Origin of the sequence: Methylosinus sp. Sm6 (genome assembly GCF_019802345.1) — a bacterium.
Classification (GTDB): domain Bacteria; phylum Pseudomonadota; class Alphaproteobacteria; order Rhizobiales; family Beijerinckiaceae; genus Methylosinus.
Map to the genome: position 1 here is coordinate 106297 of NZ_JAINDZ010000007.1, position 25364 is coordinate 131660.

The window sequence follows — 25364 nt, forward strand, 5'->3', positions numbered from 1 at the left end:
TAGAATTGCTGATCTTCGTGGGAAACCATCGTCCCCGCCTCAAGCGAGCGCGATCGCCGAGACGAGCCGGCCATAATCCGGCTCGACGCGATGCACGCTGCGGCGATAGCTGAAGCAGCGCGTCTCATTGGCGTAAGTATCGATGCGCAAATCCACGAAGGACGCGACCTCCGCCCGCGTCACGCGCGTTGCGATGAAGCCGGGCAGATCGAACAGGCAATGACCTTCGCGCGTCGACGGCGCGAAAAAGCCCGCATGGGCGGGGTCCTCGGCGCGGAATCGCTCGACGAACTCCGGTCCGACCTCATAGCTCTCGCGCGCGATCGCCGGCCCGAGCGCGACATGAATATCGGCGCGCCGCGCGCCGCGCCGCTCCATGGCGGCGAGCGTCGCCTCGATCATGCCGAAGATGGCGCCCTTCCAGCCCGCATGGCAGGCGCCGATCACCCCGGCGCGCGCATCGACGAAGAGCAGCATGCCGCAATCGGCGCCGGTCACGCCGAGCGCGAGGCCGACGACATCGGTGACGAGCCCGTCGCAGCGCGGCCGCGCCTCGTCCTGCCAAGGCTCGGCGACATAGAGCGCCTCGTTCGAATGGATCTGATAGGGCACCAGCAGGCGCTCCGCCGCGACGCCGAGGCGACGCGCCATGCGGGCGCGGTTCTCGCCGACGCGGACCGGATCGTCGCGCGAGCCGACCCCGCCGTTCAGCGAAGCGTAAACGCCGTCCGACACGCCGCCGGCGCGCGTGAAAAAGGCATGGGCGACGCCCGGCAGAGCGAGATTTTCGGCGGTCAGCTCGTTCATGGGACGAATCCGGGAAGATCGGGCATGGCCGGATGCGTCACCGCCATCACCTTGAACAATTCGCCCATGTCGCGCTTCGGCTCGTCGGTCCCAATGAGCCGTTGCAGCGCGGCGGCGATGTCCGCGGCCTGCGCCGGCGTCGCGCGCTTGCTCAAGGCTTCGGCGCGCTCGACGATGCCCAGCCGCTCCAGGAAGGCGCCCTGCGTCACCGGCCCCTGGACGCGCGCGCCCGCCGCGCTCGCAGCGCGGGCGAGCGCGGCGAAATCGACATGGGTCGTCAGATCGGCCTCGCCCGGCGCCTCCAGCGGATCGACATAGGCATGCCGCGCCACCGCCTGCAGCGTCTCGCCGAGGGCGGTCTGCGTGTAGCCATAGTCGACGACGAGCAGGGCGCCGCCCTGCGCCACGAGCCGCGCCGCGATCTCGCTCATCAGCCGCACGCCGACGGCGCCGATCTCGATGATCGATCCTTCGGGCGCGTCGACGGTGAGGTCGGGCTCGATCGCCTCGCCGACGCCGAAGGCGAGCGCGCCCGCCTCGTCGAGGCCGACGAGCCGCTCGCTCCAGCCGCGCGGCGTCTTCACATAATGGCGCACGGGCAGAGCGTCGAAAAACTCATTGGCGAGAAGGATCGCCGGCCCCTGCGGGATCGAGGCGATGTCGGCGCTCCAGGAGACGCTCGCCTTCGCGTCGGCGAGCGTGCGGCGCTGCGTTGCCTGCAGAACCGGGCTCGTCTCGACGAGATGAACCTGCATCGCAGCGAGGAAGCTCGGCGTGATGCGCGCGACGCGCAGCACATCCGACATCAGCGTTCCGCGCCCGGGGCCGAGCTCGATCAGTTGCGCCGGCGCCGGCGCGCCGGCGGCGCGCCAGGCCTCCTGCGCCCACAGGCCCAGGAGCTCGCCGAACATCTGGCTGATCTCCGGCGCGGTGATGAAATCGCCGCCGGCGCCGAACGGATCGCGCGTCATGTAATAGCCGAGCGTCGGATGCGAGAGCGCCAGCGACATGAAGCGCTCGAGCGTGATCGGGCCGTCCTGCGCGATCGACGCGATGATCTCGTCGCGCAGCGCGCTCATGCCGCGACCCGCTGCGGGCGAAGCGCGAAAGCGACGAGCGCCGCGCCGACGAGAACCATCGGCGCCGACAGCGCCATGCCCATGGTGAGCCCGTCGCCGAGCGCCTCGGACACGGGATCGGGCTCGCGGAAGAACTCGCTGGCGATGCGCGCGGCGCCATAGCCGACGCCGAACAGGCCCGTCGCGAGGCCGGGCCGCTTCAACGCGCCGCGCCGCGCCGCGACGGCGAGCACGAGGAACAGCGCGAGCCCTTCGAGCCCGGCCTCGTAGAGCTGGCTCGGATGGCGCGCCACATCGCCCGCGCCCGGAAAGACCATGGCCCACGGAACGTCGCTCGGCCGGCCCCACATCTCCGGCTTGATGAAATTGGCGAGGCGGCCGAAGAAAATGCCGATCGGCGCCACGGTCGCGCAAATATCGCTCACCGTGAGCGCGAGCACTTTCTCGCGCAGAGCGAACACGCTCATGCCGACGATCGCGCCGATGAGCCCGCCATGGAAGGCCATGCCGCCCTTCCAGGTTTTCACGATCTCCTCCGGATGGGCGAAATAGAAGGCGCGCTCATAGAACAGCACATGGCCGAGCCGCCCGCCGATGATGACGCCGAGCGCGACATAGACGAGGAGGTCGTCGAGGCTCGCAGGCGAGGGCCGCGGCGTCGCGCTCCACAACCCATCGGCGGCGACGAGGCGGCGCGCGCAGGCCCAGCCGAGCGCGAGCCCGGCGATATAGGCGAGCGCATACCAGCGGATCGGAACCGGGCCGATCTCGACGAGCACCGGATCGATCATCGGAAAGGGAAGAACGAGCATCTTGCAATCCGAGTGTCTGGCCGCGCTTCCACGCCCGCGATTCTCAGCCGCGCCGCGTGCGCAGGCTGCCGTAGCAATAATAGAAGGCGAGGCCGATCGCCATCCAGACGAAGAGACGGATCCAGGTCTCGATCGGCAGGGCGGCCATCAGGCCGAAGCAGGAGAAAATGCCGATGATCGGCACCACCGGAATGCCCGGCGCGCGGAACGGCCGGTGCAGATCCGGGCTCTTGCGGCGCAGATATATCACCGCGCCGCAGACGAGGGCGAAGGCCGAGAGCGTGCCGATCGACACCATCTCGCCGAGAATGGCGATCGGAAACAGGCCGGCGGCGATCGCCACCAGGACGCCGACGACCATCTGGCTGATCGCGGGCGTGCCCCAGCTTCGGTGCAGCCGGGCGAAGATCGGCGGCAGCAAGCCGTCATGCGCCATCGAGTAGAAGACGCGGGTCTGGCCGAACAACAGAGCCAAGATCACAGTGGTGAGGCCGGCGAGGGCGCCGATCTTGACGATCCAGGCCATCCAGGACGCGCCGGTCGCATCCATCGCCACGGCGATCGGATCCGGCACATTCAACGTCGTGTAAGATACGACGCCGGTCGCGACGGCGGCGACGGCGATGAACAATATCGTGCAGATGAGGAGCGAGCCGATGATGCCGACCGGCACGTCGCGCTGCGGGAGCTTGGCCTCCTGCGCCGCGGTCGAGACGGCGTCGAAGCCGATGTAGGAGAAGAAGACGATGGAGGCGCCGCGCAGCACGCCGCTCCAGCCGAAATGACCGAATTCTCCGGTGTTCTCGGGCACGAAGGGCGTCCAATGCGCCATGTCGACATGGAAGGCGCCGAAGCCGATGACGATCAGCACCACCGCCAGCTTCACGAGCACGATGAAATTGTTGAATTGCGAGGATTCGCGCGTGCCGCGCGCCAGCAGCGCGGAGAGCGCCAGCACGACGAGCGCGGCCGGGACGTTGAAATAGCCGCCGCCGCCGGCATGGCCCGGATCGGCGAACATGGCCGTCGTCCATTGCGGCGGCAGAACGATTCCCAATCCATTCAGCACGCGGTTGAAATAGCCGGCCCAGCCGACGGCGACCGTGGCGGCGCCGAGCCCATATTCGAGCACGAGGTCCCAGCCGATGATCCAGGCGAAGAGCTCGCCGAGCGTGGCGTAAGTATAGGTATAGGCGCTGCCGGCGACGGGAATGAGCGCCGCGAGCTCCGCATAGCACAAGGCGACGAAGGCGCAGGCGAGGCCGGCGAGCGCGAAGGAGAGCGCGACGCCCGGGCCCGCGGAATTGGCGGCCACAGTGCCGGTCAGCACGAATATGCCGGCGCCGATGATCCCGCCGATGCCGAGCGCGGTGAGCGAGACGGGACCGAGCGCGCGCGCGAATTTGACGCCCTCGCCACGATCGTGCTCGGCGAGGATTTGCTCGACCGACTTGCGGGCGAAGAAATGCCGCCTCGGCGTCTTGGCGCCGGTCGTCGTTTTTTGGACCACCAAATACCCCTTCCCTGCGAGTGGCGCTCCCGGACGGGAGCGCGGCCCGAAATCGGCGGGAGATTATGGTTGCGCCGCGGAGCGGAAACAAGAGCCGGCGTCTCCGGTCTGCTCGCGCCGCCGCAAGCCCGTGCTAGAATGCCCGCCAGAGACAGTCCCGAGACCCGCTCGAGGAGACGAGAGATGAAGGACGATCAATTCGCGGTGACGCGCGCCGACGAGGAATGGCGCGCCCGCCTGACGCCCGAGCAATATGCGGTGATGCGCGAGCATGGCACCGAGCGGCCCGGCAGCTGCGCCCTCAACGAGGAAAAGCGCGCCGGCGTCTTCACCTGCGCCGGATGCGATCAGCCGCTATTCGCCTCCCGCCAGAAATTCGACAGCGGCACCGGCTGGCCCAGCTTCTTCGATCCGGTCGAGGGCTCGGTCGCGACCACCGTCGACCGCAGCTATGGCATGGTCCGGACGGAAGTCCATTGCAGCCGCTGCGGTTCTCATCTCGGCCATGTCTTTCCCGACGGCCCGCCGCCGACGGGGTTGCGCTACTGCATCAACGGCGTCGCGCTGAATTTTTTTCCGGAGTGACGCTCGGGTGGGCGTTGTCCCATTCGTCGAGCGACCCACCCCTCCCCCGCTCGTGGGGGGCAGGGTGGGGTCCCGACCTTCCACCGGCGCCGCCCGACCCACCTCTAGAGATAGCGGCACACCGTTCTGCTGATTCGTCGAGCCGAAAATGCTCGGCCTTTGCTGGGATTTTCGTCCCAGGCGGCGATCGTCTGGGCGCCGCCCCCGTGCTAGCCTGAACGAGTGGGGTTCGGGCAGGGTCTACAGCCCGGCTGATCGAATATGGCGGTCTCCCCATATGCGTCTCCGAGCGAAGAGGGAATGCGCAATTCCCCCTGTTTTCGGGGCGATAGACGCGTGCGCCGCGACAATAATTTCCCTTGACGAGGAAATTCGCTTTCCGCCATAGGGGCGGCGCGGGCGAGTTTTCGACCGGATGCCGCGAGGGGCGACAACGCGCCGAAGGCGCGGGACTGCATCCGGGGACAACTTGATGAAGCAATCGGAAGGTTCTAACTTCGCCGCTCGATAACGGCGAAGACCGGGCGAGCCGTGGTCTTCGCCCCGCAGCCGTTTGCGCGTCCTCGGGCGGTCTCGCGCGGCGCGGACATAAAACTTCGAAGGGCCGAGCGAAACGCTTCGAGCGAGGGGAGAAAAATTTAAATGTCCGAAACGTCCACCCCCGCCGCGAGCGGGAAAGGCAACCAGCATCTTTCTCCCAAGTCCGACATCGAGATCTCGCAAGCCGCATCGATGCGGCCGATTGTCGATGTCGCGCGCGAGAAGCTCGGCATCCCCGCCGAACATGTGTTGCCTTACGGACATTACAAGGCGAAAATCTCCCTAGATTATCTCTCCTCCCTGAAGGACCGCCCGGACGGCAAGCTCGTTCTCGTCACCGCCATCACGCCGACGCCCGCCGGCGAGGGCAAGACGACGACCACGGTCGGCCTCGGCGACGCGCTCAACCACATCGGCAAGAAGGCCATCATGTGCCTTCGCGAGCCGAGCCTCGGCCCCTGCTTCGGCGTGAAGGGCGGAGCCGCCGGCGGCGGCTATGCACAAGTCGTGCCGATGGAGGACATCAACCTTCACTTCACCGGCGACTTCCACGCCATCGGAACGGCCAATAATCTGCTCGCCGCGCTGATCGACAATCACGTCTATTGGGGCAATGCGCTCGGCATCGACCCGCGCCGCATCTCCTGGCGCCGCGCCGTGGACATGAACGACCGCGCATTGCGCTCGATCGTCTCCTCGCTCGGCGGCGTCGCCAACGGCTTCCCCCGCGAGGACGGGTTCGACATCACCGTCGCCTCGGAGGTGATGGCGATCTTCTGCCTCGCCACCAGCCTCGAGGATCTGCAGCGCCGGCTCGGCGACATCATCGTCGCCCAGACGCGCGACAAGAAGAGCATCCGCGCCTCCGAGCTGAAGGCGCAGGGCTCCATGGCCGCGCTGCTGAAGGACGCGATCGCGCCGAACCTCGTGCAGACGCTCGAGAATAATCCGGCCTTCATCCATGGCGGGCCGTTTGCCAACATCGCCCATGGCTGCAACTCCGTCATCGCCACCAAGGCGGCGCTGAAGCTCGCCGATTATGTGGTGACGGAGGCCGGCTTCGGCGCCGATCTCGGCGCGGAGAAGTTCTTCGACATCAAATGCCGCAAGGCGGGGCTCACGCCCGACGTCACCGTCATCGTCGCGACAATTCGCGCGCTGAAGATGCACGGCGGCGTCGCCAAGGACGATCTCAAGGTCGAGAATGTCGCGGCGCTGGAGAAGGGCTTCGCCAATTTGAAGCGTCACATCGCCAATGTGCAGAAGTTCGGCGTGCCGGTGATCGTCTCGGTCAACCGCTTCAGCACCGACACGCAGGCGGAGATCGAGCTGCTGCAGAAGCTGAGCCAGGCCGAGGGCGTCGATTGCGTGCTCGCCGATCATTGGGGCTCGGGCGGCGAGGGCGCGGCCGAGCTCGCGCATAAGGTCGTCGCGACGATCGAATCCAAGCCCTCGCAGTTCAAGCCGCTCTACGCGGACGATCTGCCGCTGGTCGAGAAGGTGCGCACCATCGCGCGCGAGCTCTATGGCGCCTCCGACATCGCGCTCGATCCATCGGTGAAGACGCGCTTCGCCGAGCTGGAGAAGGAAGGCTTCGGCCATCTGCCGGTCTGCATCGCCAAGACGCAATACAGCTTCTCGACCGACGCCAACGCCAAGGGCGCGCCTTCGGGCCATGTGATCCCGGTGCGCGAGCTGCGCCTGTCGGCCGGCGCCGAATTCGTCGTCGTGATCTGCGGCGACATCATGACCATGCCCGGCCTGCCCAAGGTCCCCGCCGCCAATAATATCGAGGTCGGCGCGGACGGACGCATCGCCGGCCTGTTCTAAAACGCGGCCGTCGCGGCAAGAAGCTTCGGGCGCCGGGCTCGTCAGTCCGCGGCGTCCGGCGAATAATCAGGAACCGATGAGCTCGAAGGGAGCCCAACACATGTCGAATTCCAGAATTCCGGGCCGCAATTTTCTGTTCGTTCCGGGCCCGACCAATATTCCGGACCGCATTCTGCGCGCGATGCACGTCGTGTCCGAGGACCATCGTTCGCCGAAGTTCCCGGAGCTGACGCTGCCGCTGTTCACGCAGCTCAAGAAGGTGTTCAAGACCGAGAGCGGCCAGGCCTTCATCTTCCCGGCGTCCGGCACCGGCGGCTGGGAAGCGGCGATCACCAACACTCTGTCGCCCGGCGACAAGGTCATCGCCCAGCGCTTCGGCCAGTTCACCCATCTTTGGATCGACCTCGCCAAGCGCATCGGCCTCGACGTGATCGAGCAGGACGAGGAGTGGGGCGTCGGCAACAACGCCGAGCGCATCGAAGAGACGCTGAAGGCCGACAAGAATCACGAGATCAAGGCCGTCTTCGCCACGCATAACGAGACCGCCACGGGCGTCACCTCCGACATCGGCGCGGTGCGCAAGGCGATCGACAACGCCAAGCATCCGGCGATGCTGTTCGTCGACGGCGTGAGCTCGGTCGGCTCGCTCGACTTCAAGCAGGACGAATGGGGCGTCGACGTCGCCGTGTCCGGCTCGCAGAAGGGCTTCATGCTGCCGGCCGGCCTCGCCATCATGAGCGTCAGCCAGAAGGCGTTGCAGGCCGGCGAGACCGCCAAGCTGCATCGCGCCTATTTCGACTTCCAGGACCACATCAAGGCCAACGCCACCGGCTACTTCCCCTATACGCCGGCGCTGCCGCTGCTCTACGGCCTGCGCGAGTCGTTGAATGTGCTGTTCGAGGAAGGACTCGATCAGGTCTATGCGCGTCATCACCATCTCGCCGAGGGCGTTCGCGCCGCCGTCGCGGCCTGGGGCCTCAAGCCTTGCGCCAAGGAGGCCAAGTGGAACTCCGACACGGTGACCGCGATCGTGGTGCCGGAAGGCTTCGACGCCGCCAAGGTGATCGAGATCGCCTACAAGCGCTACAATCTCGCGCTCGGCGCCGGCCTCAACAAGGTCGCGGGCAAGGTGTTCCGCATCGGCCATCTCGGCGACCTCAACGAGCTGATGCTGCTCGGCGCCATCGCCGGCGCGGAGATGGCGATGCTCGATGTCGGCATTCCGGTCACCGCCGGCAGCGGCGTCGCGGCGGCTCAGGCCGTCTATCGCGCCAATCCGCTGCTGCAGGTCTGATGATTTTCACGGCCTCGCCCTCGCGGGGGCGAGGCCGTTCTTTCAGAATGATGCGCGACGATAAACGTCGCACGCCGGCTGTGTCGAATTGGCCGCGACTGCGGGGGAAGAAACAATCATGTCGCACAAAATCGTCTTTCTCGATCGCGAGACGCTCGACGCCGATCTGCGCAAGCCGAATTTCCCGCATGACTATGTCGAATACGCCCAGAGCTCTCCGGCCGATGTGGTCGAGCGTTTGAAGGGCGCGACCATCGCCATCACCAACAAGGTGCCGCTGCGCGAGGAGACGCTGAAGCAGCTTCCCGATCTGAAGCTGATCGCCGTCGCCGCCACCGGCACGGATGTGATCGACAAGGCCTATGCGACGGCCAATGGAATCACTGTCTCCAACATCCGCAATTACGCCTTCAACACGCTTCCCGAGCATGTGATCGCGCTCATTTTCGCGCTGCGCCGCAATCTCGTGAACTATGTGGATTCCGTGCGTCGCGGCCGTTGGCAGGAGGCGAGCCAGTTCTGCTATTTCGACTATCCGATCTATGACATCGCCGGCTCGACGCTCGGCATCATCGGCTATGGCGCGCTCGGCAAATCGATCGCGACGCGCGCCGAGGCGCTCGGCATGAAGATGCTCGTCAACGACGTCGTGCCGGGTCCGAACATCGTCGATATTCCGACCATTCTGCGCGAGGCGGATGTCGTCACGCTCAATCTGCCGCTGACGCCGCAGACCAAGAATATGATCGGCGCCAAAGAGCTCGCCTCGATGAAGAAGACGGCGATCCTCATCAACACGGCGCGCGGCGGCATCGTCGACGAGCAGGCGCTCGCGGACGCGCTGCGCAATGGCGTGATCGCCGGCGCCGGCTTCGACGTGCTGACCGTCGAGCCGCCCAAGCAGGGCAATATTCTGCTCGATCCGACGATCCCGAACCTCATCGTCACGCCGCATGTCGCCTGGGCGTCGAAGGAGGCGATGCAGGTGCTCGCCGATCAGCTCATCGACAATGTCGACGCTTTCGTCGCCGGCGCGCCGCGCAATGTGGTGACCGCGTAAGCGGCCTCGCGGTCGCCTCGCGTCTGCCCCGGCGTCATGGCCGGGCTCGTCCCGGCCATCCACGCCCGAGGGCGGCGCAGCGGTCGAGACGAAGTTGAAACATATCGACAGCGCCTCGGGCGCTTCGCGCGATCTCGTGGCGTGGGTGGCAGGGACGAGCCCGGCCAGGACGGACAGCCTTTCGCAGGAACTGCTATGACTCAAAAGCTCCTCTTCCTTCTCGACACCGATCCGGTTCCGAGCGTGTTCGACACGGTCGTCGCCTATGACGGCGGCGCGGATCATGTGATCGGCTACGCCAATGTGACGCCGGAAAATGTCGGCGCGCTGGTCGACGGCGCGATCTACACGCGCGGGCCGAAGGAGAAGCAGTTCACCGCGCTGTTCGTCGGCGGCGGCGACATGGTGGCGGGCGAGGCGCTGTTCAAAGCGGTGCGCAAGCGCTTCTTCGCCAACTTCCGCGTCTCGGTGATGCTCGACTCCAATGGCTCGAACACCACCGCCGCCGCGGGCGTCGCTCTGCTGGCGAAAGCCAAGCCGCTCGCCGGCAAGAAGGCGATCGTGCTCGCCGGCACCGGCCCCGTCGGCCTGCGCGCCGCCGCCTTCCTGCATTCGGAGGGCGCGGAAGTCGCCATCACCTCCCGCAGCAAGGCGCGCGCCGACGCCGCCGCCAAGGCGCTGCAGGATCGCTTCGGCTTCACGCCCACGGCGATCGAGGCGACGGACAACGCCGCCCGCGCCTCGGCGGTGAAGGGAACGCATGTGGTGTTCGCGGCCGGCGCCATCGGCGTGCAGCTGCTGGAAGAAAAGGATTGGCAGAACGATCCGACCATCGAGCTGATCGCCGATGTGAACGCGCAGCCGCCGCTCGGAATCGGCGGCGTCGAGGCGACCGACAAGGCCAAGGAGCGTCACGGCAAGATCGTCATCGGCGCGCTCGGCGTCGGCGGATTGAAGCTGAAGCTGCATCGCGCCTGCATCGGCCAGCTGTTCGAAGCCTCGGACAAGGCGCTCGACGCCGAAGAGATCTACGCCCAGGCCAAGGCCAACGCCTGAGTCGAGGAAGTCACCAGCGAGGAATTTACGAGAATGACCAAGGACGAAGCCATCGGTAAGTTCCTCGATGATCTCGCGAGCGAGCGGCCGACTCCGGGCGGCGGCGGCGCCGCGGCGGTGATGGGCGCGATCGGAGCGGCGCTGGTGTCGATGGTCGCCAATCTCACCATCGGCAAGAAGAATTACGAGGCGGTCGAAGAGGATTTGAAGGCTGCGCGCGCCGAGGCGGAGCGCCTGCGCGCCGAGCTGACCGCGGCGATCGAGGAAGACGTCGTCGCCTTCAATTCGGTGATGGGCGCCTATGGCCTGCCGCGCGCGACCGACGACGAGAAGGCCGCGCGCACGGCGGCGATCCAGGCGGCGCTCAAGGAGGCGACACTCGCGCCGCTGCGCGCGGTACGGGCCTGCTTCGAGGTGATCCTCCTTTCGGAGGCCGCCGCCGACAAGGGCAATCTCAACGTCATCAGCGACGCCGGCGTCGCGGTTCTCGCCGCCAATGCTGGACTGCGCAGCGCAGCGCTCAACGTCTACATCAACGCCAAGTCGATCAAGGATCGCGATTTCGCCGAAAAGCAAATCGCCGAGGTCGAGGGGCTGCTGGCGCGGGCCGCCGAGAAGACCGAAGCCGTCTATGCGACCGTGAGAGGCAAGATCGGCTCGTAAAGAATTCAACGCCGGCGACCGGCGAAACGAACGCAAGCGGGAGAGGGAACATGGACGTCCATGAGTATCAAGCCAAGGAATTATTGGCGAGCTGCGGCGTCGCCGTGCCCCCCGGCACCGTCGCCTTCAGCCCCGACCAGGCCGTTTACGCGGCGACCGAGCTCGGCGGCTCGCATTGGGTCGTGAAGGCCCAAATTCACGCCGGCGCGCGCGGCAAGGCGGGCGGCATCAAGCTGTGCCGCACCTATCACGAGGTGCAGCAGGCCGCGCGCGAATTGCTCGGCAAGCGTCTCGTCACCAAGCAGACGGGGCCGGAAGGCAAGCCGGTGCAGCGCGTCTATGTCGAGCTCGCCGATCCTTACGAGCGTGAGCTGTATCTGGGCTTCGTGCTCGACCGCAAGCTCGAGCGCGTGCGCGTCATCGCATCGAAACATGGCGGAATGGAGATCGAGGAGATCGCCAAGACCGATCCCGACGCCATTCTCCAGGTCATCGTCGAGCCGGCCGTCGGCCTGCTGCCCTTCCAGGCGCGCGAGCTGGCCTTTCAGCTCGGCCTGAATCTCAAGCAGGTCTCGCGCGCGGTTCAGTCGATCCTCGGCGCCTATCGCGCTTTCCGCGACAATGACGCGACCATGCTGGAGATCAATCCGCTGGTCGTCACCAAGGACGACAAGGTGCTCGCGCTCGACGCCAAAATGTCCTTCGACGACAACGCCCTGTTCCGTCGCCGCAACATCGTCGACATGAACGATCCCTCGCAGTCCGACCCGCGCGAGGCGCAGGCGCTCGAGCATTCGCTGAACTATATCGGCCTCGACGGCGAGATCGGCTGCATCGTCAATGGCGCGGGCCTCGCGATGGCGACGATGGACATGATCAAGCACGCCGGCGGCAATCCGGCGAACTTCCTCGATGTCGGCGGCGGCGCCTCGGCCGAGCGCGTCGCGACCGCTTTCCGTCTCGTGCTCTCCGACGCCAATGTGAAGGTGGTGCTGGTCAACATCTTCGCCGGCATCAATCGCTGCGACTGGGTCGCGCAGGGCGTCATCGACGCGGTGAAGGCGACCAACATCACGGCGCCGCTGGTCGTGCGTCTCGCCGGCACCAATGTCGAGGCCGGCCGCAAGCTGCTCGACGAGAGCGGCATCAATGTCATCACCGCCGATTCGCTGGCCGACGCCGCCCAAAAGGCCGTCGCCGCTTACCGCTCAGTGAAGTGAGCGGCGTGGCCGGGAGGAAACAATGAGCATTCTGATCGACGAAAAGACTCCGATCCTCGTCCAGGGCATCACCGGCGACAAGGGCAGCTTCCACGCCAAGGAGATGATCGACTACGGCAGCAATGTCGTCGCCGGCGTCACCCCGGGCAAAGGCGGCAAGACGGTGCACGGCGTGCCGATCTTCGACACGGTGCGCGAGGCGGTGAAGCAGACCGGCGCGACCACCAGCATCACCTTCGTGGCGCCGCCCTTCGCGGCGGATGCGATCATGGAGGCGGCGGACGCCGGCATCCGTCTCATCTGCTCCATCACCGACGGCATTCCGGCGCAGGACATGATGCGCGTGAAGCGCTACTTCCTGCGCTATTCGCGCGAGCGCCGGCCCACCATGGTCGGGCCGAACTGCGCCGGCATCATCAGCCCCGGCAAGGCCATGCTCGGCATCATGCCCGGCCACATCTACCGCCAAGGCAATGTCGGCCTCATCTCGCGCTCCGGCACGCTCGGCTATGAGGCGGCCTCGCAATTGAAGGAGCTCGGGATCGGCATCTCGACCTCGGTCGGCATCGGCGGCGATCCGATCAACGGCTCGTCCTTCCTCGATCATCTCGTATTGTTCGACCAGGACCCGGAGACGGAAGCGGTGCTGATCATCGGCGAAATCGGCGGTCCGCAGGAGGCCGAGGCCGCGGCCTGGATCAAGGAGAATTTTTCCAAGCCCGTGGTCGGCTTCGTCGCCGGCCTCACGGCGCCGAAGGGCCGCCGCATGGGCCATGCGGGCGCGATCATCTCGGCCACCGGCGACAGCGCGGCGGAGAAGACCGAGATCATGAAGTCCTACGGCCTCACCGTGGCGCCGAGCCCGGCGGAGTTCGGCTCGGCCGTCGCTTCGGTGCTGAAGCGCGCGTGATGAAACGGCAGTCGGCAATAGGGCAATAGGCAGTCGACCGCCTATTGCCGACTGCCCCCTCCCGAACAACCAGGAGCCCGCATGCCCGCAGAATCGAAGGTCACGCCCTCGACTTCGCCCGCCGCCCCTTCGGCGCTCGCGACGCGATCGGTCAAGGAGGCGGCGGCCTTTTTGTTCGACCAGCTGGCCGGCGTGGTGAAACGCCACCAGCCGGAGGTCGAGCCGGTGCTGCGCGGCTTCGTCTCCTCGGCCGGCCTGCCGCCGGCGCTGCTCGGCCGCGCGCTGCAGGCGCAGGGGATATGGTTTCAACTGCTGTCGATCGCCGAGCAGGCCTCGGCCATGCGCCGGCGCCGCACCATCGAGCGCGCCAAGGGCCGCGACGAAATCCTCGGCTCCTTCGCCCATGTGCTCGCCGACGCCGCCGAAGCCGGCGTGACCGCCGATGAAATCCGCGCGCAGCTGAAGTCGCTGCGCATTCGTCCGGTGATCACGGCGCATCCGACCGAGGCGAAGCGCGTCACCGTCCTCGAGAAGAACCGAAAAATCTATCTTCTGCTCAAGGAGCTCGAGTCCTCGCGCTGGACCGATCGCGAGCGCGCGACGCGCATGGCCGCCGTTCGCGACCAGATCGAGCTCTTGTGGCTCACCGGCGAATTGCATCTCGAGAAGCCGACCGTCGAGCACGAGGTCGCCTGGGGCCTGCATTTCTTCGCCGAGAACATCTTCGATCTCGCGCCGGAGATGCTCGCCGCCTTCGAGAGCGCCCTCGCCGCCCATTATCCCGACGAGCGCTTCGATGTGACGCCCTTCTTCCAGTTCGGCTCCTGGATCGGCGGCGACCGCGACGGCAATCCTTTCGTCACCAATTCCGTGACGCGCGAGACGATGATCGTCAACGCGCTCGCAAGCCTTCGCTATTACCACCAGCGCGTGCTCGATCTCGTGCGCGTGCTGTCGATCAGCGAGCGCTCCGTCGCCATTCCGGCGAGCTTTCGCGAGGCGCTCGAGGCGCAGCTCGCGCAGGTCGAGGACGCCGACAAGATCAGAACGCGCAATCATGGCGAAGCTTTCCGGCAATATCTCACCTGCGTGCTGCGCAAGCTCGACGAGACGATTCTCGCGACGAAGGACGCGGGGAGCGGCAAGCCGCGCTACGCCAATGCGGACGAGCTGATCCACGATCTTCGCGTGCTCGAGCAGGGACTCATCGACAGCCGCAGCGAGACGCTCGCCGCCGAGCTGGTGCGTCCGGCGCGCCGCGCCGTGGAGATTTTCCGCTTCAGCACCGTGCGTCTCGACCTGCGCGAGAACACGACGCGCACCAACAACGCGCTGCGCGACATTCATCGCGTCAAGACCGGCAAGGACGCCCCGGGCGAGGACACGCCCGAATGGCAGGCCTGGCTCATCGCCGAGCTGGCGCAGCCGCGCACCGGCGTTCCACTCGCCGGCCTCGCTCCCGAGTCGCAGGACACGCTCGACATGTTCGCGCTGGTCGCGGACATGCGCTCGCGGCTCGATCGCGAAGCCTTCGGCAGCTTCATCCTCTCCATGACGCATTCGGTCGCCGATGTGCTCGGCGCCTATGTGCTGGCGAAGGAGGGCGGCCTCTTCCTCGACGAGGCCGGCCTCGAGCTCTGCACTCTGCCGATCGTGCCTCTGTTCGAGACCATTCCCGATCTGCGCGCCGCGCCGGTCATCATGCGCGAATTGCTGCGCGTGCCGGTCGTGCGCCGCAGCACGCGCTGGCAGGGCAATGTGCAAGAAGTGATGATCGGCTATTCCGACTCCAACAAGGACGGCGGCTTCATGGCGTCGAACTGGGAGCTGGCGAAGGCGCAATCCAAGCTCACCCGCCTCGGCGAGGAGCTCGGCGTCGCCATCGCCTTCTTCCACGGACGCGGCGGATCGGTCAGCCGCGGCGGCGCGCCGACCGGCCACGCCATCGCCGCGCAGCCGGCGGGCTCGATCCGCGGCCGCTTCCGCGTCACCGAGCAGGGCGAGGTCGTCTCGTTCAAATACGCCAATCGCGGCACCGCGGCCTATCAGCTGGAGCTGTTGGCGAGCAGCGTCTTCGCCCATGCGCTGAAGTCGGAGCGCGAGGACGCGCTGGTTCCCCGCGCGGAATTCGACGATGCGCTGGAGGCGCTCTCCGGCGCTTCGCTCGCGGCTTACGGCAAGCTCGTCGCCGACCCGGATCTCGTCGCTTATTTCCAGGCGGCGAGCCCGCTCGAGGAAATCTCGCTGCTCAATATCGGCTCGCGGCCCGCGCGGCGTTTCGGCGCGCGCAGCCTCGCGGATCTCCGCGCTATTCCATGGGTGTTCGCCTGGGCGCAGAATCGTCACGCCATCACCGGCTGGTATGGCGTCGGCTCGGGCCTTGCGAGCTTCATCGAGGTGCGCGGCGAGCGGGGCCTGCAGCTCCTGCATCGCATGTTCGAGGATTCGCGCCTGTTCCGCCTGATTCTCGACGAGGTGGAGAAGACGCTCGCGCTCGTCGATCTCGCGATCGCGCGGCAATATGCCGGGCTGGTGGCCGACGAAGCCGTGCGCAGAAAAATCTTCGCGGCGATCGAGGCGGAATATCACCTCACTTGCGAGACTTTGCTGCGCATCACCGGCGGCGGCGAGATCGGCGAGCGTTTCGCCGAATATCAGGCGCGTCTGGCGCATCGCCTCGCCACCATCAACGAGGTCAACCGCGAGCAGGTGGAATTGCTGCGCCTGTTCCGCACCACGGAAGAGGAAGCGCTGAAGGAGGAATACAAATCGGCGCTGCTGCTGTCGATCAGCTGCATCGCCGCGGGCCTCGGCGCCACCGGCTAATCACTTACGAGAGGAAAGGGTAAGATCATGAGCTTCACTTTGATCGAGCAGGCGACGCCGCGTCTCCATCGCTCCGAGCTGGCCGTTCCGGGCTCCGCCCCCGGCATGTTCGAGAAGGCCGCCGCCTCCAAATCCGACCAGGTCTTCCTCGACCTCGAGGACGCCGTCGCTCCGGACGACAAGGAGCAGGCGCGCAAGAACATCATCCAGGGCCTCAACGAGATCGATTGGGGCTCGAAGACCATGACGTTGCGCATCAACGGCCTCGACACGCATTTCTGCTATCGAGATGTGGTCGACGTCGTCGAGAACTGCCCGCGTCTCGATGTGATCCTCATTCCGAAGGTCGGCGTTCCGCAGGACGTCTACGCCATCGACATGCTGGTCACGCAGATCGAGAGCTACAAGAAGCGCACCAAGCGCATCGGCTTCGAGCTGCTCATCGAGACCGCGCTCGGCATGGCCAATGTCGAGGCGATCGCTCAGGCTTCGAAGCGCAATGAGGCGCTCTCCTTCGGCGTCGCCGATTACGCCGCCTCGACCCGCGCCCGCACCACCGTCATCGGCGGCGTCAACCCGGATTACGGTGTCCTCTCGGACAAGGACGCCGAGGGCAATCGTCAGTATTTCTGGGCCGACCAGTGGCACGCCGCGCAGACGCGCTTCCTGGTCGCCGCGCGCGCCTATGGCCTGCGTCCGATCGACGGGCCCTTCGGCGACTTCGGCGATCCGGACGGCTATATCGCCGCCGCCAAGCGGGCTGCCGTTCTCGGCTTCGAGGGCAAATGGGCGATCCATCCCTCGCAGATCGATCTCGCCAATCAGGTCTTCACCCCCTCCGAGGCCGAGGTGAAGAAGGCCCGCCGCATTCTCGAGGCGATGGAGCAGGCGGCCAAGGAAGGCCGCGGCGCCGTGTCGCTCGACGGCCGCCTGATCGACATCGCCAGCATCCGCATGGCCCAGGCGCTGATCGACAAGGCGGATCAGATCGGCGCTGCGTAAGGCGGGACATCGTCCCGGCCCTCATCCGACCCCGCCAAAGCCCGTCGCTTGCGACGGGCGTCCTCCAGGACGCCCTATGGCGGGGCCACCTTCTCCCACCCTGCGGGAGAAGGGAGAACGGCGAGGGCCGTTGTATTGCGTTTATATACAGGAATGGCCGGGCGCGTTCCTTCTCCCACTTGTGGGAGAAGGTGGCCCGGCGAAGCCGGGTCGGATGAGGGCTCTCGATGCCCGCACGAGTCTCGAAGTCGAAAACCGCTTTCGCTCGTCGCTTGCGCCGCGAGATGACGAATGCGGAGGAGATGCTCTGGCGTTCGCTGCGCGGCTCACGGCTGGACGGCCTGAAATTCCGGCGACAAGTCCCGGTCGGGAATTATGTCGCCGATTTTCTCTGCATCGAGCACAGGCTGATCGTCGAGCTGGACGGCCGGCCGCACGAGAATGAACACCAACGCCGCCATGACACGATTCGCGACGAATGGCTGCGCGACCACGGCTACCACATCCTCCGCCTCGACAACGACCTCGTCATCGGCGGCGGAAACATTCCGCTGGAGCGGATTCGGGAGGTGATAAAGACGATCGCAAATCGTCGCGGACCCTCATCCGACCCGACTTCGTCGGGCCACCTTCTCCCGCAAGCGGGAGAAGGGAGAACGTCGAGATCGTAGGGCGCTCTTCCTTCTCCCGCAGAGCGGGAGAAGGTGGCCCCGCGGAGCGGGGTCGGATGAGGGTCGGCGAGAGTTCGCGCTGCGTTGGCAATCATCCGCGACGCGCTTAAGACAATCGCAAATCGGCGCGGACCCTCATCCGACCCGGCTTCGCCGGGCCACCTTCTCCCACAAGTGGGAGAAGGGAGAACGTCGAGATTCAGGAATCGAGCCATGTCCGAAGACCACCGCACGCTGCTCCGCGCCATGTTCGACGCCGCCATCGACGCGGCGCATCCGTCCGTCTGCCTGCCGGCCTTCCTCGAGACGATCGCGCCGCCCAAAGGGCGCACCATCGTCGTCGGCGCGGGCAAGGCGGCGGCGTCCATGGCCGCGGCGGTCGAAAAGCATTGGCCGCATCCGATCGAGGGCCTCGTCGTCACCCGTTATGAGCATGGCGCCCCCACCTCCGAGATCGAGGTGATCGAGGCGTCGCATCCGGTGCCGGACGCCGCTGGCCGCGCCGCCGCGGGCCGCATCCTCGCCAAGGTCCAGGGCCTCACCGAAAACGATCTCGTGCTTGCGCTGATTTCCGGCGGCGGCTCGGCGCTGATGGCGCTGCCGGCGGATGGCGTCAGCCTCGAGGAGAAGCAGGCCGTCAACAAGGCGCTGCTGAAGAGCGGCGCGACCATTTCCGAGATGAATTGCGTGCGCAAGCACCTCTCGGCGATCAAGGGCGGACGTCTCGCCCGCGCCGCGGCGCCGGCCAAGGTCGTCGCGCTGATGATCTCCGATGTGCCGAATGACGATCTCTCCGTCATCGCCTCCGGCCCCACAGTGCCCGACCCGACGACGCGCGAGGACGCGCTCGCCGTCATCGCCAAATATAAGATCGACGCGCCGGCGGCGGTGCTCGCGCATCTGGCGACGCCCGATTGCGAGACCCCCAAGCCCGGCGACGCGATCTTCGACCGTGTCGAGAACATTCTCATCGCCACGCCTCAGGGCTCGCTCGACGCCGCCGCCGCAGTTGCGAGCCGGGCCGGCTTCACGCCGCTGATCCTCGGCGACCTCGAGGGCGAATCGCGCGACGTCGCGCTGGTCCATGCCGGCATCGCCCGGCAGATCGCCCGCCACTCTCAGCCCATTGCGCCGCCCGTCGCCATCATCTCCGGCGGCGAGACCACGGTCACCGTGCGCGGCAAGGGCAGAGGCGGACGCGACGCCGAGTTTCTGCTGGCGCTGACGCTGGCGCTCGAGGGCTTCGGCGGCGTTTCCGCCATCGCCTGCGACACCGACGGCATCGACGGCAGCGAGGACAACGCCGGGGCGATCATGACCGCCGATTCCTTCGCCCGCGCGGCGGCGCAAGGCGTCGACCTCAAGGCGCTGTTCGCCAATAACGACGCCTATACCGCCTTCGAGAAGCTCGGCGATCTCGTCGTCACCGGCCCGACGCGCACCAATGTGAACGACTTCCGCGTCATCCTCGTGCCGAAGCCCGCGCGCTGAAGCCGATCGGCGCTTGCGGCCGGCCGGTGTAATACTATAACGTGTCGAAATGACCCGTTCGCCATCGGCGCTTCTCGAAAAGTCCGCGCAGGCGCATCGGCGTTTGGAGCGATTCTCGCTCCTGCGCCTCTCTGCCGCGGAACGCCTGGCCGGCGCGGCGTTCATCGTCGCCCTGCTCTGGGCGGCGGTTTATTGGGCCCTGCAGCGGGGCGGCGCATGAACGCGGGCGCGATCCGCCTCGAGAATGTGACGCTCGGCTATGAGCGCCGGCCGGCCGTGCATCATCTGACCGGCGTCATCGGGCCGGCCGACGCTCTCGCGGTCTGCGGTCCCAACGGCGCCGGCAAATCGACGCTGCTCAAGGGTCTCGCGGGTCTGCTGAAGCCCATCGGCGGCCGCATTCTGCGCGAGAAGCTGTCGCTGCGCGACATCGCCTTCCTGCCGCAGGCGGCCGAGATCGATCTCACCTTCCCGATCGACCTGTTCGATTTCGTCGCGACGGGCGCGACGCGGCGCATCGGCTTTTTCGGCGGCATGGACCGCCGCGAGGAGGAGCGCGTCGAGGCCGCCATCGCCGCCGTCGGCCTCGAGGGCTTCGAGGACCGCCAGCTCGGCGCGCTTTCGGGCGGGCAGACGCAACGGGCGCTGTTCGCGCGGCTCATCGTCGAGGATCGTCGCGTCATCCTGCTGGACGAGCCCTTCGGCGCCATCGATGCGTCGACCATCGACGATCTGGTGAAGATCCTCGCCCGCTGGCGCGAGGAGCGGCGCACCATCGTCGCCGTGCTGCACGAGCTCGAGCTGGCGCGCCGCGCCTTCCCGCAGACGCTGCTGCTCGCGCGAGAGCCGATCTTCTGGGGCTCGACGCGCGAAGCCCTCTCCGAGAGCCGTCTCGGCGAGGCGAGCCGCATGGTCGAGGCGTTCGACCGCGAGGCGCGGGAATGCCGGCGCGACGAGACCCCTCATGCTGCATGAGCTGCTCATCGCGCCTTTCGCCGATTATGAATTCATGCGCCGCGCGCTGGTCGGCGCTCTCGCTCTGGCCGTCTCCGGCAGCCCGCTCGGCGTGTTCCTGATCCTGCGGCGCATGTCGCTCGCCGGCGACGCGCTGTCTCACGCGATTCTGCCCGGCGCCGCGCTCGGCTATCTCGTCTGCGGCCTCTCTCTGCCGGCCATGACGCTCGGCGGCCTCGCCGCCGGCCTCGCGGTCGCCGTCGTCTCCAGCGCCGCCGCGCGCTTCACGGCCTTGCGCGAGGACGCCTCGCTCGCGGCCTTTTATCTGGTCTCGCTGGCGCTCGGCGTCGCCCTCGTCTCGCTCAAGGGCTCCAATATCGACCTGCTTCACGTGCTGTTCGGCTCGGCGCTGGCGCTCGACGACGAGACGCTGATCTTCCTCGCCGCCATCGCCAGCTTCACCCTTTTCGCGCTCGCCGGCTTTTATCGGGCGCTGGCGCTCGACACGCTCGACCCTGTCTTCGCGCGGCGCGTCGGCCCGCTCGGCGAGGCCATTCCCTTCGCCTTTCTGGCGCTGGTCGTGCTCAATCTCGTCGCCGGCTTTCATGCGCTCGGCACGCTGATGGCGGTCGGCGTCATCATGCTGCCCGCCGCCTCCGCGCGGCTGTGGACGCAGGACCTCACCATCGCGCTGCCGCTCGCCGCCGCCGTCGGCGCGGCGTCTTCCTATTTCGGACTCGTCGCATCGTTTCGTACCGGCCTGCCGGCCGGGCCGGTCATTATCCTCACGGCCGGAGGGGCCTATTTCCTGTCGCTGATTTTCGGCCGGAGCGGAGGCGTCATGCGCCTGCGCCGGCCGCGCCGCCATTTGGAGGGCTGACCTATGCCGACGACTCGTGAGACTTTCTCGCCCCGGCCCTCCCTTGCTTCGCGGGAGAGAGGGCCGAGCCGCCGCGACCTGCTCGCCGCCGGCGCGCTGGCGCTCGCCGCTCCGCGCGCATGGGCGCAAGCGCCGACGCCGCCGCATCTGCCGGTCGTCGCCAGCTTCTCCATCCTCGCCGATCTCGTCGCCGAAGTCGGCGGCCATCGGCTCGAGCTCGCGACCATCGTCGGCCCGAACGGCGACGCCCATGTCTACCAGCCGACGCCGAAGGACGGCCGAAGGCTCGCCGGCGCGAGGCTGGTCTTCGTCAACGGCCTCGGCTTCGAGGGCTGGATCGACCGGCTGATCGCTGCGTCCAAAAGCAAGGCCAAGATCGTCACCGCGAGCCGCGGCGTCACCCCCCGCAAGGACATAGAGGGTCTCGATCCGCACGCCTGGCAGAATGTCGCCGACGCCAAGATTTACGTGGCCAATATCCGCGACGCGCTGATCGAGGCCGATCCGGACGCCGCCGACGTCTTCCGGACCAACGCCGAGCATTATCTCGAGCTGCTCGGCGCGCTCGACGCCGACATCAAGGCGGCGGTCGAGGCTATTCCGAAGAGCCGCCGCCGCGTCGTCTCGACCCATGACGCTTTCGGCTATTTCGCCCGGCGCTATGGCGTGGAGTTCATCGCGCCGGAAGGCGTCTCGACAGAGGCGGAGCCGAGCGCGCGCGACGTCGCCCGCATCATCGACGCGGCGCGCGCGCATAAGGTCGCGGCGGTCTTCCTCGAGAATGTCGTCGACCCGCGCTTCGCCAAGCGCATCGCCGAGGAGACCGGCGCGAAGATCGGCGGCACGCTCTATTCCGACGCGCTCTCGGACGCCGCCGGCCCCGCCCCCACCTATGTGCAGATGATGCGGCACAATGTGAAGCAGCTGACCGCGGCGCTCGCGCCGTGAAAGAGCGGATTTTTTCGGACGAATTTCGATTATACTGACGCAAGCGAGCGCCGCGCCTTCGGAGTTTCGAGACGAAGGGCTCGGCCCTGCGAGCCGACAAAAAGACGGCGATGTCATGACGCCGGGACGCGGACGCGCCGCTTCGGGCGCTTTTGAGCGAGCCTCACGCGGTCGCCCGGAATCAGGAGACAGAGTTTGACCGACAAAATTCCCGTCACCGTTCTCACCGGCTATCTCGGCGCCGGCAAGACGACGCTTCTCAACCGCATCCTCACCGAGCAGCACGGGCGGCGCTACGCCGTCATCGTCAATGAATTCGGCGAAATCGGCATCGACAACGACCTCGTCGTCGGCGCCGATGAAGAGATCTTCGAGATGAACAACGGCTGCATCTGCTGCACCGTGCGCGGCGATCTCATCCGCATCATCGAGGGGCTGATGAAGCGGCGCGGCAAATTCGACGCCATCATCGTCGAGACGACCGGCGTCGCCGATCCGGCGCCGGTGGCGCAGACCTTCTTCGTCGACGCCGATGTGAAGGAGGCGGCGCGGCTCGACGCCGTGGTGACGCTCGCCGATGCGAAATTTCTGGCGCAGCGCCTCGCCGACGCGCCCGAGGCGAAGAACCAGATCGCCTTCGCCGATGTGATCGTGCTGAACAAGACCGATCTCGTCACCGGGCAGGAGCTCGCCGAGGTCGAGGGACGCATTCGCGCGATCAACCCTTACGCGACGCTGCATCGCACGGTGAAGGCCGCCGTTCCGCTCGATGCGGTGCTGGGACGCAACGCCTTCGATCTCGACCGCATCCTCGAGATCGAGCCGCGCTTCCTCGAGGCGGAGGATCACGACCACCACGATCATGGCCATCATGATCAGCATCACGCGCATGATCACGAATGCGGTCCGGACTGCGGCCACGATCACCATGACCATGACCATGACCATGACCATGACCATGATGCACATGACCATCATGGCGAGAGCCATGGGCTGAAGCATTATCACGACGAGGAGATGCATTCGGTGTCGATCCGTCACGAGGGCGAGGTCGACCCCAATCTCTTCGTGCCCTGGCTCAACGAATTCGTGCAGACGGAAGGCGCCGATATCCTGCGCTGCAAGGGCATCGTCGCCTTCGAGAACGAGCCGCGCCGCTTCGTCTTCCAGGGCGTGCATATGATCCTCGACGGCGATCTGCAGCGCGAATGGCGCGCGGACGAGACGCGCGTTTCGCGCCTCGTCTTCATCGGCCGCAAGCTGGACGAGATGGCGATCCGCGAGGCCTTCGAGACCAATGTGCTGCGAGCCCGCGCATGAGCGCGACGGCGGACGCGAGCGCCGCCGCGCCGGCCGCGACGCTCGCGGCCGGCGCGCGTTTGCCGTCGATCGACCGGCTGCGCGGCCTCGTGATCGTGATCATGGCGCTCGATCATGTGCGCGACTTCTTCGACGGCGACGCGCTGCGCTTCGATCCGACCGATCTCGACCGCACCTATCCGGCGCTGTTCCTGACGCGCTTCATCACCCATTTTTGCGCGCCGACTTTCACCTTTCTGGCCGGCGTTTCCGCTTTTCTGCACGGCCTCGCGCTCGCCGATCCGCGCGCCTTGTCGCGCCTGTTATGGACGCGCGGCCTCTGGCTGATCCTGATCGACGCTGTTCTCATCAGCCCGGTGTGGACGGTCGGCTCCGGCGCGATCGAGCTCGGCACGCTGTGGGCGATCGGCTGCGGCATGATCGCGCTCGCCGCCTTCGTCTTTTTGCCGACCGGCGTCACGCTGGCGACGGGCGTCGTCATCCTCGCCTCGCATAATCTGCTCGACGGCGTGCATGCGCGAGAGCTCGGCGATCTCGCGCCGCTGTGGACCGTTCTGCACGAGAAAGGCCCGCTGCCCTTCGGCCTGCGCGGCGAAGTCTATTATCCGATCCTGCCCTGGATCGGCGTCATCTTCGTCGGCTATGGCCTCGGCCCCGTGTTCCTGTGGCCGCCGGAGCGGCGCGCCCGCGCGCTGACCGCTCTCGGCCTCGCCGCGCTCGCGCTGTTTGCGCTGCTGCGCGCGTCGAATGTCTATGGCGACGCGAAGCTCTGGACGCATTATCCCGACGCCGCGCGCACGGCGCTGTCATTCGTGAATGTCACCAAATACCCGCCCTCACTGCTCTATGCTCTGGTCACGCTCGGCATCGGCCTGCTGCTGCTGCCGGCGCTGGAGCGGCTCGGAGGCGCAGCGGCGCGCGTGCTCGCAACCTTCGGCCGCGTGCCCTTTTTCGCTTATGTTCTCCATCTCTATGCGATCCTGATCGCCGCCTTCGTCGTCGAGACGATAAAGGGCGTCGATCTGAAGGGGCTCGATTTCCGCTCCGGGGCCGTTCCGGAAAATTACGGCGTCGGCCTCGCCGGCGTCTATCTCGCCTGGATCGCGATCATGGCCGCAATCTATCCGGCCTGTGTCTGGTTCGCCGGCGTGAAGCGGCGCCGGCGCGACTGGTGGCTCGGCTATTTGTGAGGCGCGATGAGCGAATTCGTCTTTCCGCCGCCGACGCCGCCCTGCGTCGCCATCGCTGGCGCGGCGCGGCGCTTTCCGGTGCGGCGCATCTTCTGCGTCGGCCAGAATTACGCGGCCCATGCGCGCGAGATGGGCAAAGACCCGCGCGAGGAGCCTTGCTTCTTCACAAAACCCGCCGACGCCGTCGTCGCCAGCGGCGCGACCCTTCCCTATCCGCCGCGCACGCATGATCTGCATCACGAGATCGAGCTGGTCGCGGCGCTCGCGCGCGGCGGCGCCGACATAGCGAAGGAGGCGGCGCTCGAGCATGTGTTCGGCTATGCGGCGGGGATCGATCTCACGCGCCGCGATCTGCAATCGCAGGCGCGCAAGGCCGGGCGTCCCTGGGACCTCGCGAAGGGCTTCGACCAGTCGGCGCCGCTCGGCGCCATCGCGCCCGCCGCGCGCATCGGCCATCCGCGCGCCGGGCGCATCCGCCTCGCGGTGAATGGCGCGACGCGGCAGGACGCCGATCTCTCCGAGATGATCTGGAGCACCGCCGAGATCATCGCCATTCTCTCGCAATTCGTGCGGCTGGAGCCGGGCGATCTGATCTTCACCGGCACGCCGGCGGGCGTCGGCCCGATCGTTCCGGGCGACCATGTCGCCGGAGAGATCGAAGGCGTGGGCGCGGTGGAGATCGCAGTCGAGCGGTAACGGAGCTCGAGAGCGGCGAC

At 66.9% G+C, this 25364-nt stretch carries 22 protein-coding genes; 18 read left to right on the forward strand and 4 right to left on the reverse strand.

What is annotated here, in order from left to right; all coding sequences use genetic code 11:
* Nucleotides 1-39 precede the first annotated feature (39 nt).
* Genes K3F48_RS07040 through K3F48_RS07055 form a run of 4 tightly spaced genes read right to left on the reverse strand, consistent with a single transcriptional unit; the run spans nucleotide 40 to nucleotide 4208 of the window.
* Nucleotides 40-807, reverse strand: a complete 768-nt coding sequence (locus K3F48_RS07040) for a polyphenol oxidase family protein (RefSeq protein WP_222574707.1) — start codon at nucleotides 805-807, stop codon at nucleotides 40-42.
* Nucleotides 804-1886: a class I SAM-dependent methyltransferase gene (locus tag K3F48_RS07045; RefSeq protein WP_222574708.1), complete on the reverse strand. Its 1083-nt coding sequence runs from the start codon at nucleotides 1884-1886 to the stop codon at nucleotides 804-806. Before K3F48_RS07045 ends, K3F48_RS07040 begins: the two co-directional genes overlap by 4 nt.
* Entirely contained in the window at nucleotides 1883-2698 is an 816-nt protein-coding gene (gene lgt / locus K3F48_RS07050; protein WP_222574709.1) for a prolipoprotein diacylglyceryl transferase, read from the reverse strand. Before lgt ends, K3F48_RS07045 begins: the two co-directional genes overlap by 4 nt.
* A gap of 43 nt (nucleotides 2699-2741) precedes the next feature.
* A complete protein-coding gene (locus K3F48_RS07055; protein WP_222574760.1) occupies nucleotides 2742-4208 on the reverse strand; it encodes an amino acid permease in 1467 nt (488 codons plus the stop codon).
* 183 nt (nucleotides 4209-4391) lie between these two features.
* Here K3F48_RS07055 and msrB point away from each other — a divergent pair, with 183 nt between their 5' ends.
* The 18 genes from msrB (at nucleotide 4392) to K3F48_RS07145 (ending at nucleotide 25344) form a co-directional block, all read left to right on the forward strand.
* The gene (msrB, locus tag K3F48_RS07060; RefSeq protein ID WP_222574710.1) at nucleotides 4392-4793 is read left to right on the forward strand and encodes a peptide-methionine (R)-S-oxide reductase MsrB; all 402 of its coding nucleotides are present in this window, start codon (nucleotides 4392-4394) and stop codon (nucleotides 4791-4793) included.
* 642 nt (nucleotides 4794-5435) lie between these two features.
* The gene (locus K3F48_RS07065; protein WP_222574711.1) at nucleotides 5436-7163 is read left to right on the forward strand and encodes a formate--tetrahydrofolate ligase; all 1728 of its coding nucleotides are present in this window, start codon (nucleotides 5436-5438) and stop codon (nucleotides 7161-7163) included.
* A 100-nt stretch (nucleotides 7164-7263) separates the two neighbouring features.
* The gene (locus K3F48_RS07070) at nucleotides 7264-8457 is read left to right on the forward strand and encodes an aminotransferase class V-fold PLP-dependent enzyme (protein WP_222574712.1); all 1194 of its coding nucleotides are present in this window, start codon (nucleotides 7264-7266) and stop codon (nucleotides 8455-8457) included.
* Nucleotides 8458-8575: 118 nt separating this feature from the next.
* On the forward strand, nucleotides 8576-9517 hold the full coding sequence (locus tag K3F48_RS07075) for a D-2-hydroxyacid dehydrogenase (protein WP_222574713.1): 942 nt from the start codon (nucleotides 8576-8578) through the stop codon (nucleotides 9515-9517).
* Between the two features lie 195 nt (nucleotides 9518-9712).
* Complete coding sequence (locus tag K3F48_RS07080; protein WP_222574714.1) at nucleotides 9713-10573, forward strand: NADP-dependent methylenetetrahydromethanopterin/methylenetetrahydrofolate dehydrogenase; 861 nt, start codon at nucleotides 9713-9715, stop codon at nucleotides 10571-10573.
* 33 nt (nucleotides 10574-10606) lie between these two features.
* Nucleotides 10607-11236, forward strand: coding sequence for a methenyltetrahydrofolate cyclohydrolase (gene fchA / locus K3F48_RS07085; RefSeq protein WP_222574715.1), 630 nt, complete (start codon nucleotides 10607-10609; stop codon nucleotides 11234-11236).
* A 50-nt stretch (nucleotides 11237-11286) separates the two neighbouring features.
* Nucleotides 11287-12456 (forward strand): malate--CoA ligase subunit beta, encoded by a 1170-nt coding sequence (locus K3F48_RS07090; RefSeq protein WP_222574716.1) that lies wholly within the window; start codon nucleotides 11287-11289, stop codon nucleotides 12454-12456.
* A gap of 22 nt (nucleotides 12457-12478) precedes the next feature.
* The gene (gene sucD / locus K3F48_RS07095) at nucleotides 12479-13366 is read left to right on the forward strand and encodes a succinate--CoA ligase subunit alpha (protein WP_222574717.1); all 888 of its coding nucleotides are present in this window, start codon (nucleotides 12479-12481) and stop codon (nucleotides 13364-13366) included.
* Between the two features lie 81 nt (nucleotides 13367-13447).
* Nucleotides 13448-16192: a phosphoenolpyruvate carboxylase gene (locus K3F48_RS07100; protein WP_222574718.1), complete on the forward strand. Its 2745-nt coding sequence runs from the start codon at nucleotides 13448-13450 to the stop codon at nucleotides 16190-16192.
* 27 nt (nucleotides 16193-16219) lie between these two features.
* Nucleotides 16220-17194 (forward strand): CoA ester lyase, encoded by a 975-nt coding sequence (locus K3F48_RS07105; protein WP_222574719.1) that lies wholly within the window; start codon nucleotides 16220-16222, stop codon nucleotides 17192-17194.
* 302 nt (nucleotides 17195-17496) lie between these two features.
* Nucleotides 17497-17865, forward strand: coding sequence for an endonuclease domain-containing protein (locus K3F48_RS07110; protein WP_255608548.1), 369 nt, complete (start codon nucleotides 17497-17499; stop codon nucleotides 17863-17865).
* A gap of 213 nt (nucleotides 17866-18078) precedes the next feature.
* Entirely contained in the window at nucleotides 18079-19356 is a 1278-nt protein-coding gene (locus K3F48_RS07115) for a glycerate kinase (RefSeq protein WP_222574721.1), read from the forward strand.
* 216 nt (nucleotides 19357-19572) lie between these two features.
* On the forward strand, nucleotides 19573-20331 hold the full coding sequence (locus K3F48_RS07120) for a metal ABC transporter ATP-binding protein (RefSeq protein ID WP_222574722.1): 759 nt from the start codon (nucleotides 19573-19575) through the stop codon (nucleotides 20329-20331).
* Complete coding sequence (locus K3F48_RS07125; protein WP_222574723.1) at nucleotides 20321-21190, forward strand: metal ABC transporter permease; 870 nt, start codon at nucleotides 20321-20323, stop codon at nucleotides 21188-21190. Before K3F48_RS07120 ends, K3F48_RS07125 begins: the two co-directional genes overlap by 11 nt.
* A gap of 3 nt (nucleotides 21191-21193) precedes the next feature.
* Entirely contained in the window at nucleotides 21194-22138 is a 945-nt protein-coding gene (locus K3F48_RS07130; RefSeq protein ID WP_222574724.1) for a metal ABC transporter substrate-binding protein, read from the forward strand.
* A gap of 195 nt (nucleotides 22139-22333) precedes the next feature.
* On the forward strand, nucleotides 22334-23458 hold the full coding sequence (locus K3F48_RS07135; RefSeq protein ID WP_222574725.1) for a GTP-binding protein: 1125 nt from the start codon (nucleotides 22334-22336) through the stop codon (nucleotides 23456-23458).
* Complete coding sequence (locus K3F48_RS07140) at nucleotides 23455-24648, forward strand: DUF1624 domain-containing protein (RefSeq protein WP_222574726.1); 1194 nt, start codon at nucleotides 23455-23457, stop codon at nucleotides 24646-24648. Before K3F48_RS07135 ends, K3F48_RS07140 begins: the two co-directional genes overlap by 4 nt.
* 6 nt (nucleotides 24649-24654) lie before the next feature.
* Nucleotides 24655-25344, forward strand: coding sequence for a fumarylacetoacetate hydrolase family protein (locus K3F48_RS07145; RefSeq protein ID WP_222574727.1), 690 nt, complete (start codon nucleotides 24655-24657; stop codon nucleotides 25342-25344).
* The last annotated feature ends 20 nt before the right edge of the window (nucleotides 25345-25364 follow it).

What these genes read in the sequence shown, in the direction of transcription:
- K3F48_RS07140 (WP_222574726.1), top strand. Translation starts at nt 23,455, where the DNA reads ATGAGCGCGACGGCGGACGCGAGCGCCGCCGCGCCGGCCGCGACGCTC.
- K3F48_RS07105 (WP_222574719.1), top strand. Translation starts at nt 16,220, where the DNA reads ATGAGCTTCACTTTGATCGAGCAGGCGACGCCGCGTCTCCATCGCTCC.
- K3F48_RS07100 (WP_222574718.1), top strand. Translation starts at nt 13,448, where the DNA reads ATGCCCGCAGAATCGAAGGTCACGCCCTCGACTTCGCCCGCCGCCCCT.
- msrB (WP_222574710.1), top strand. Translation starts at nt 4,392, where the DNA reads ATGAAGGACGATCAATTCGCGGTGACGCGCGCCGACGAGGAATGGCGC.
- K3F48_RS07130 (WP_222574724.1), top strand. Translation starts at nt 21,194, where the DNA reads ATGCCGACGACTCGTGAGACTTTCTCGCCCCGGCCCTCCCTTGCTTCG.
- K3F48_RS07120 (WP_222574722.1), top strand. Translation starts at nt 19,573, where the DNA reads ATGAACGCGGGCGCGATCCGCCTCGAGAATGTGACGCTCGGCTATGAG.
- K3F48_RS07090 (WP_222574716.1), top strand. Translation starts at nt 11,287, where the DNA reads ATGGACGTCCATGAGTATCAAGCCAAGGAATTATTGGCGAGCTGCGGC.
- K3F48_RS07075 (WP_222574713.1), top strand. Translation starts at nt 8,576, where the DNA reads ATGTCGCACAAAATCGTCTTTCTCGATCGCGAGACGCTCGACGCCGAT.
- K3F48_RS07110 (WP_255608548.1), top strand. Translation starts at nt 17,497, where the DNA reads ATGCTCTGGCGTTCGCTGCGCGGCTCACGGCTGGACGGCCTGAAATTC.
- lgt (WP_222574709.1), bottom strand. Translation starts at nt 2,698, where the DNA reads ATGCTCGTTCTTCCCTTTCCGATGATCGATCCGGTGCTCGTCGAGATC.
- K3F48_RS07065 (WP_222574711.1), top strand. Translation starts at nt 5,436, where the DNA reads ATGTCCGAAACGTCCACCCCCGCCGCGAGCGGGAAAGGCAACCAGCAT.
- fchA (WP_222574715.1), top strand. Translation starts at nt 10,607, where the DNA reads ATGACCAAGGACGAAGCCATCGGTAAGTTCCTCGATGATCTCGCGAGC.
- K3F48_RS07070 (WP_222574712.1), top strand. Translation starts at nt 7,264, where the DNA reads ATGTCGAATTCCAGAATTCCGGGCCGCAATTTTCTGTTCGTTCCGGGC.
- K3F48_RS07045 (WP_222574708.1), bottom strand. Translation starts at nt 1,886, where the DNA reads ATGAGCGCGCTGCGCGACGAGATCATCGCGTCGATCGCGCAGGACGGC.
- K3F48_RS07145 (WP_222574727.1), top strand. Translation starts at nt 24,655, where the DNA reads ATGAGCGAATTCGTCTTTCCGCCGCCGACGCCGCCCTGCGTCGCCATC.
- sucD (WP_222574717.1), top strand. Translation starts at nt 12,479, where the DNA reads ATGAGCATTCTGATCGACGAAAAGACTCCGATCCTCGTCCAGGGCATC.
- K3F48_RS07080 (WP_222574714.1), top strand. Translation starts at nt 9,713, where the DNA reads ATGACTCAAAAGCTCCTCTTCCTTCTCGACACCGATCCGGTTCCGAGC.
- K3F48_RS07125 (WP_222574723.1), top strand. Translation starts at nt 20,321, where the DNA reads ATGCTGCATGAGCTGCTCATCGCGCCTTTCGCCGATTATGAATTCATG.
- K3F48_RS07115 (WP_222574721.1), top strand. Translation starts at nt 18,079, where the DNA reads ATGTCCGAAGACCACCGCACGCTGCTCCGCGCCATGTTCGACGCCGCC.
- K3F48_RS07040 (WP_222574707.1), bottom strand. Translation starts at nt 807, where the DNA reads ATGAACGAGCTGACCGCCGAAAATCTCGCTCTGCCGGGCGTCGCCCAT.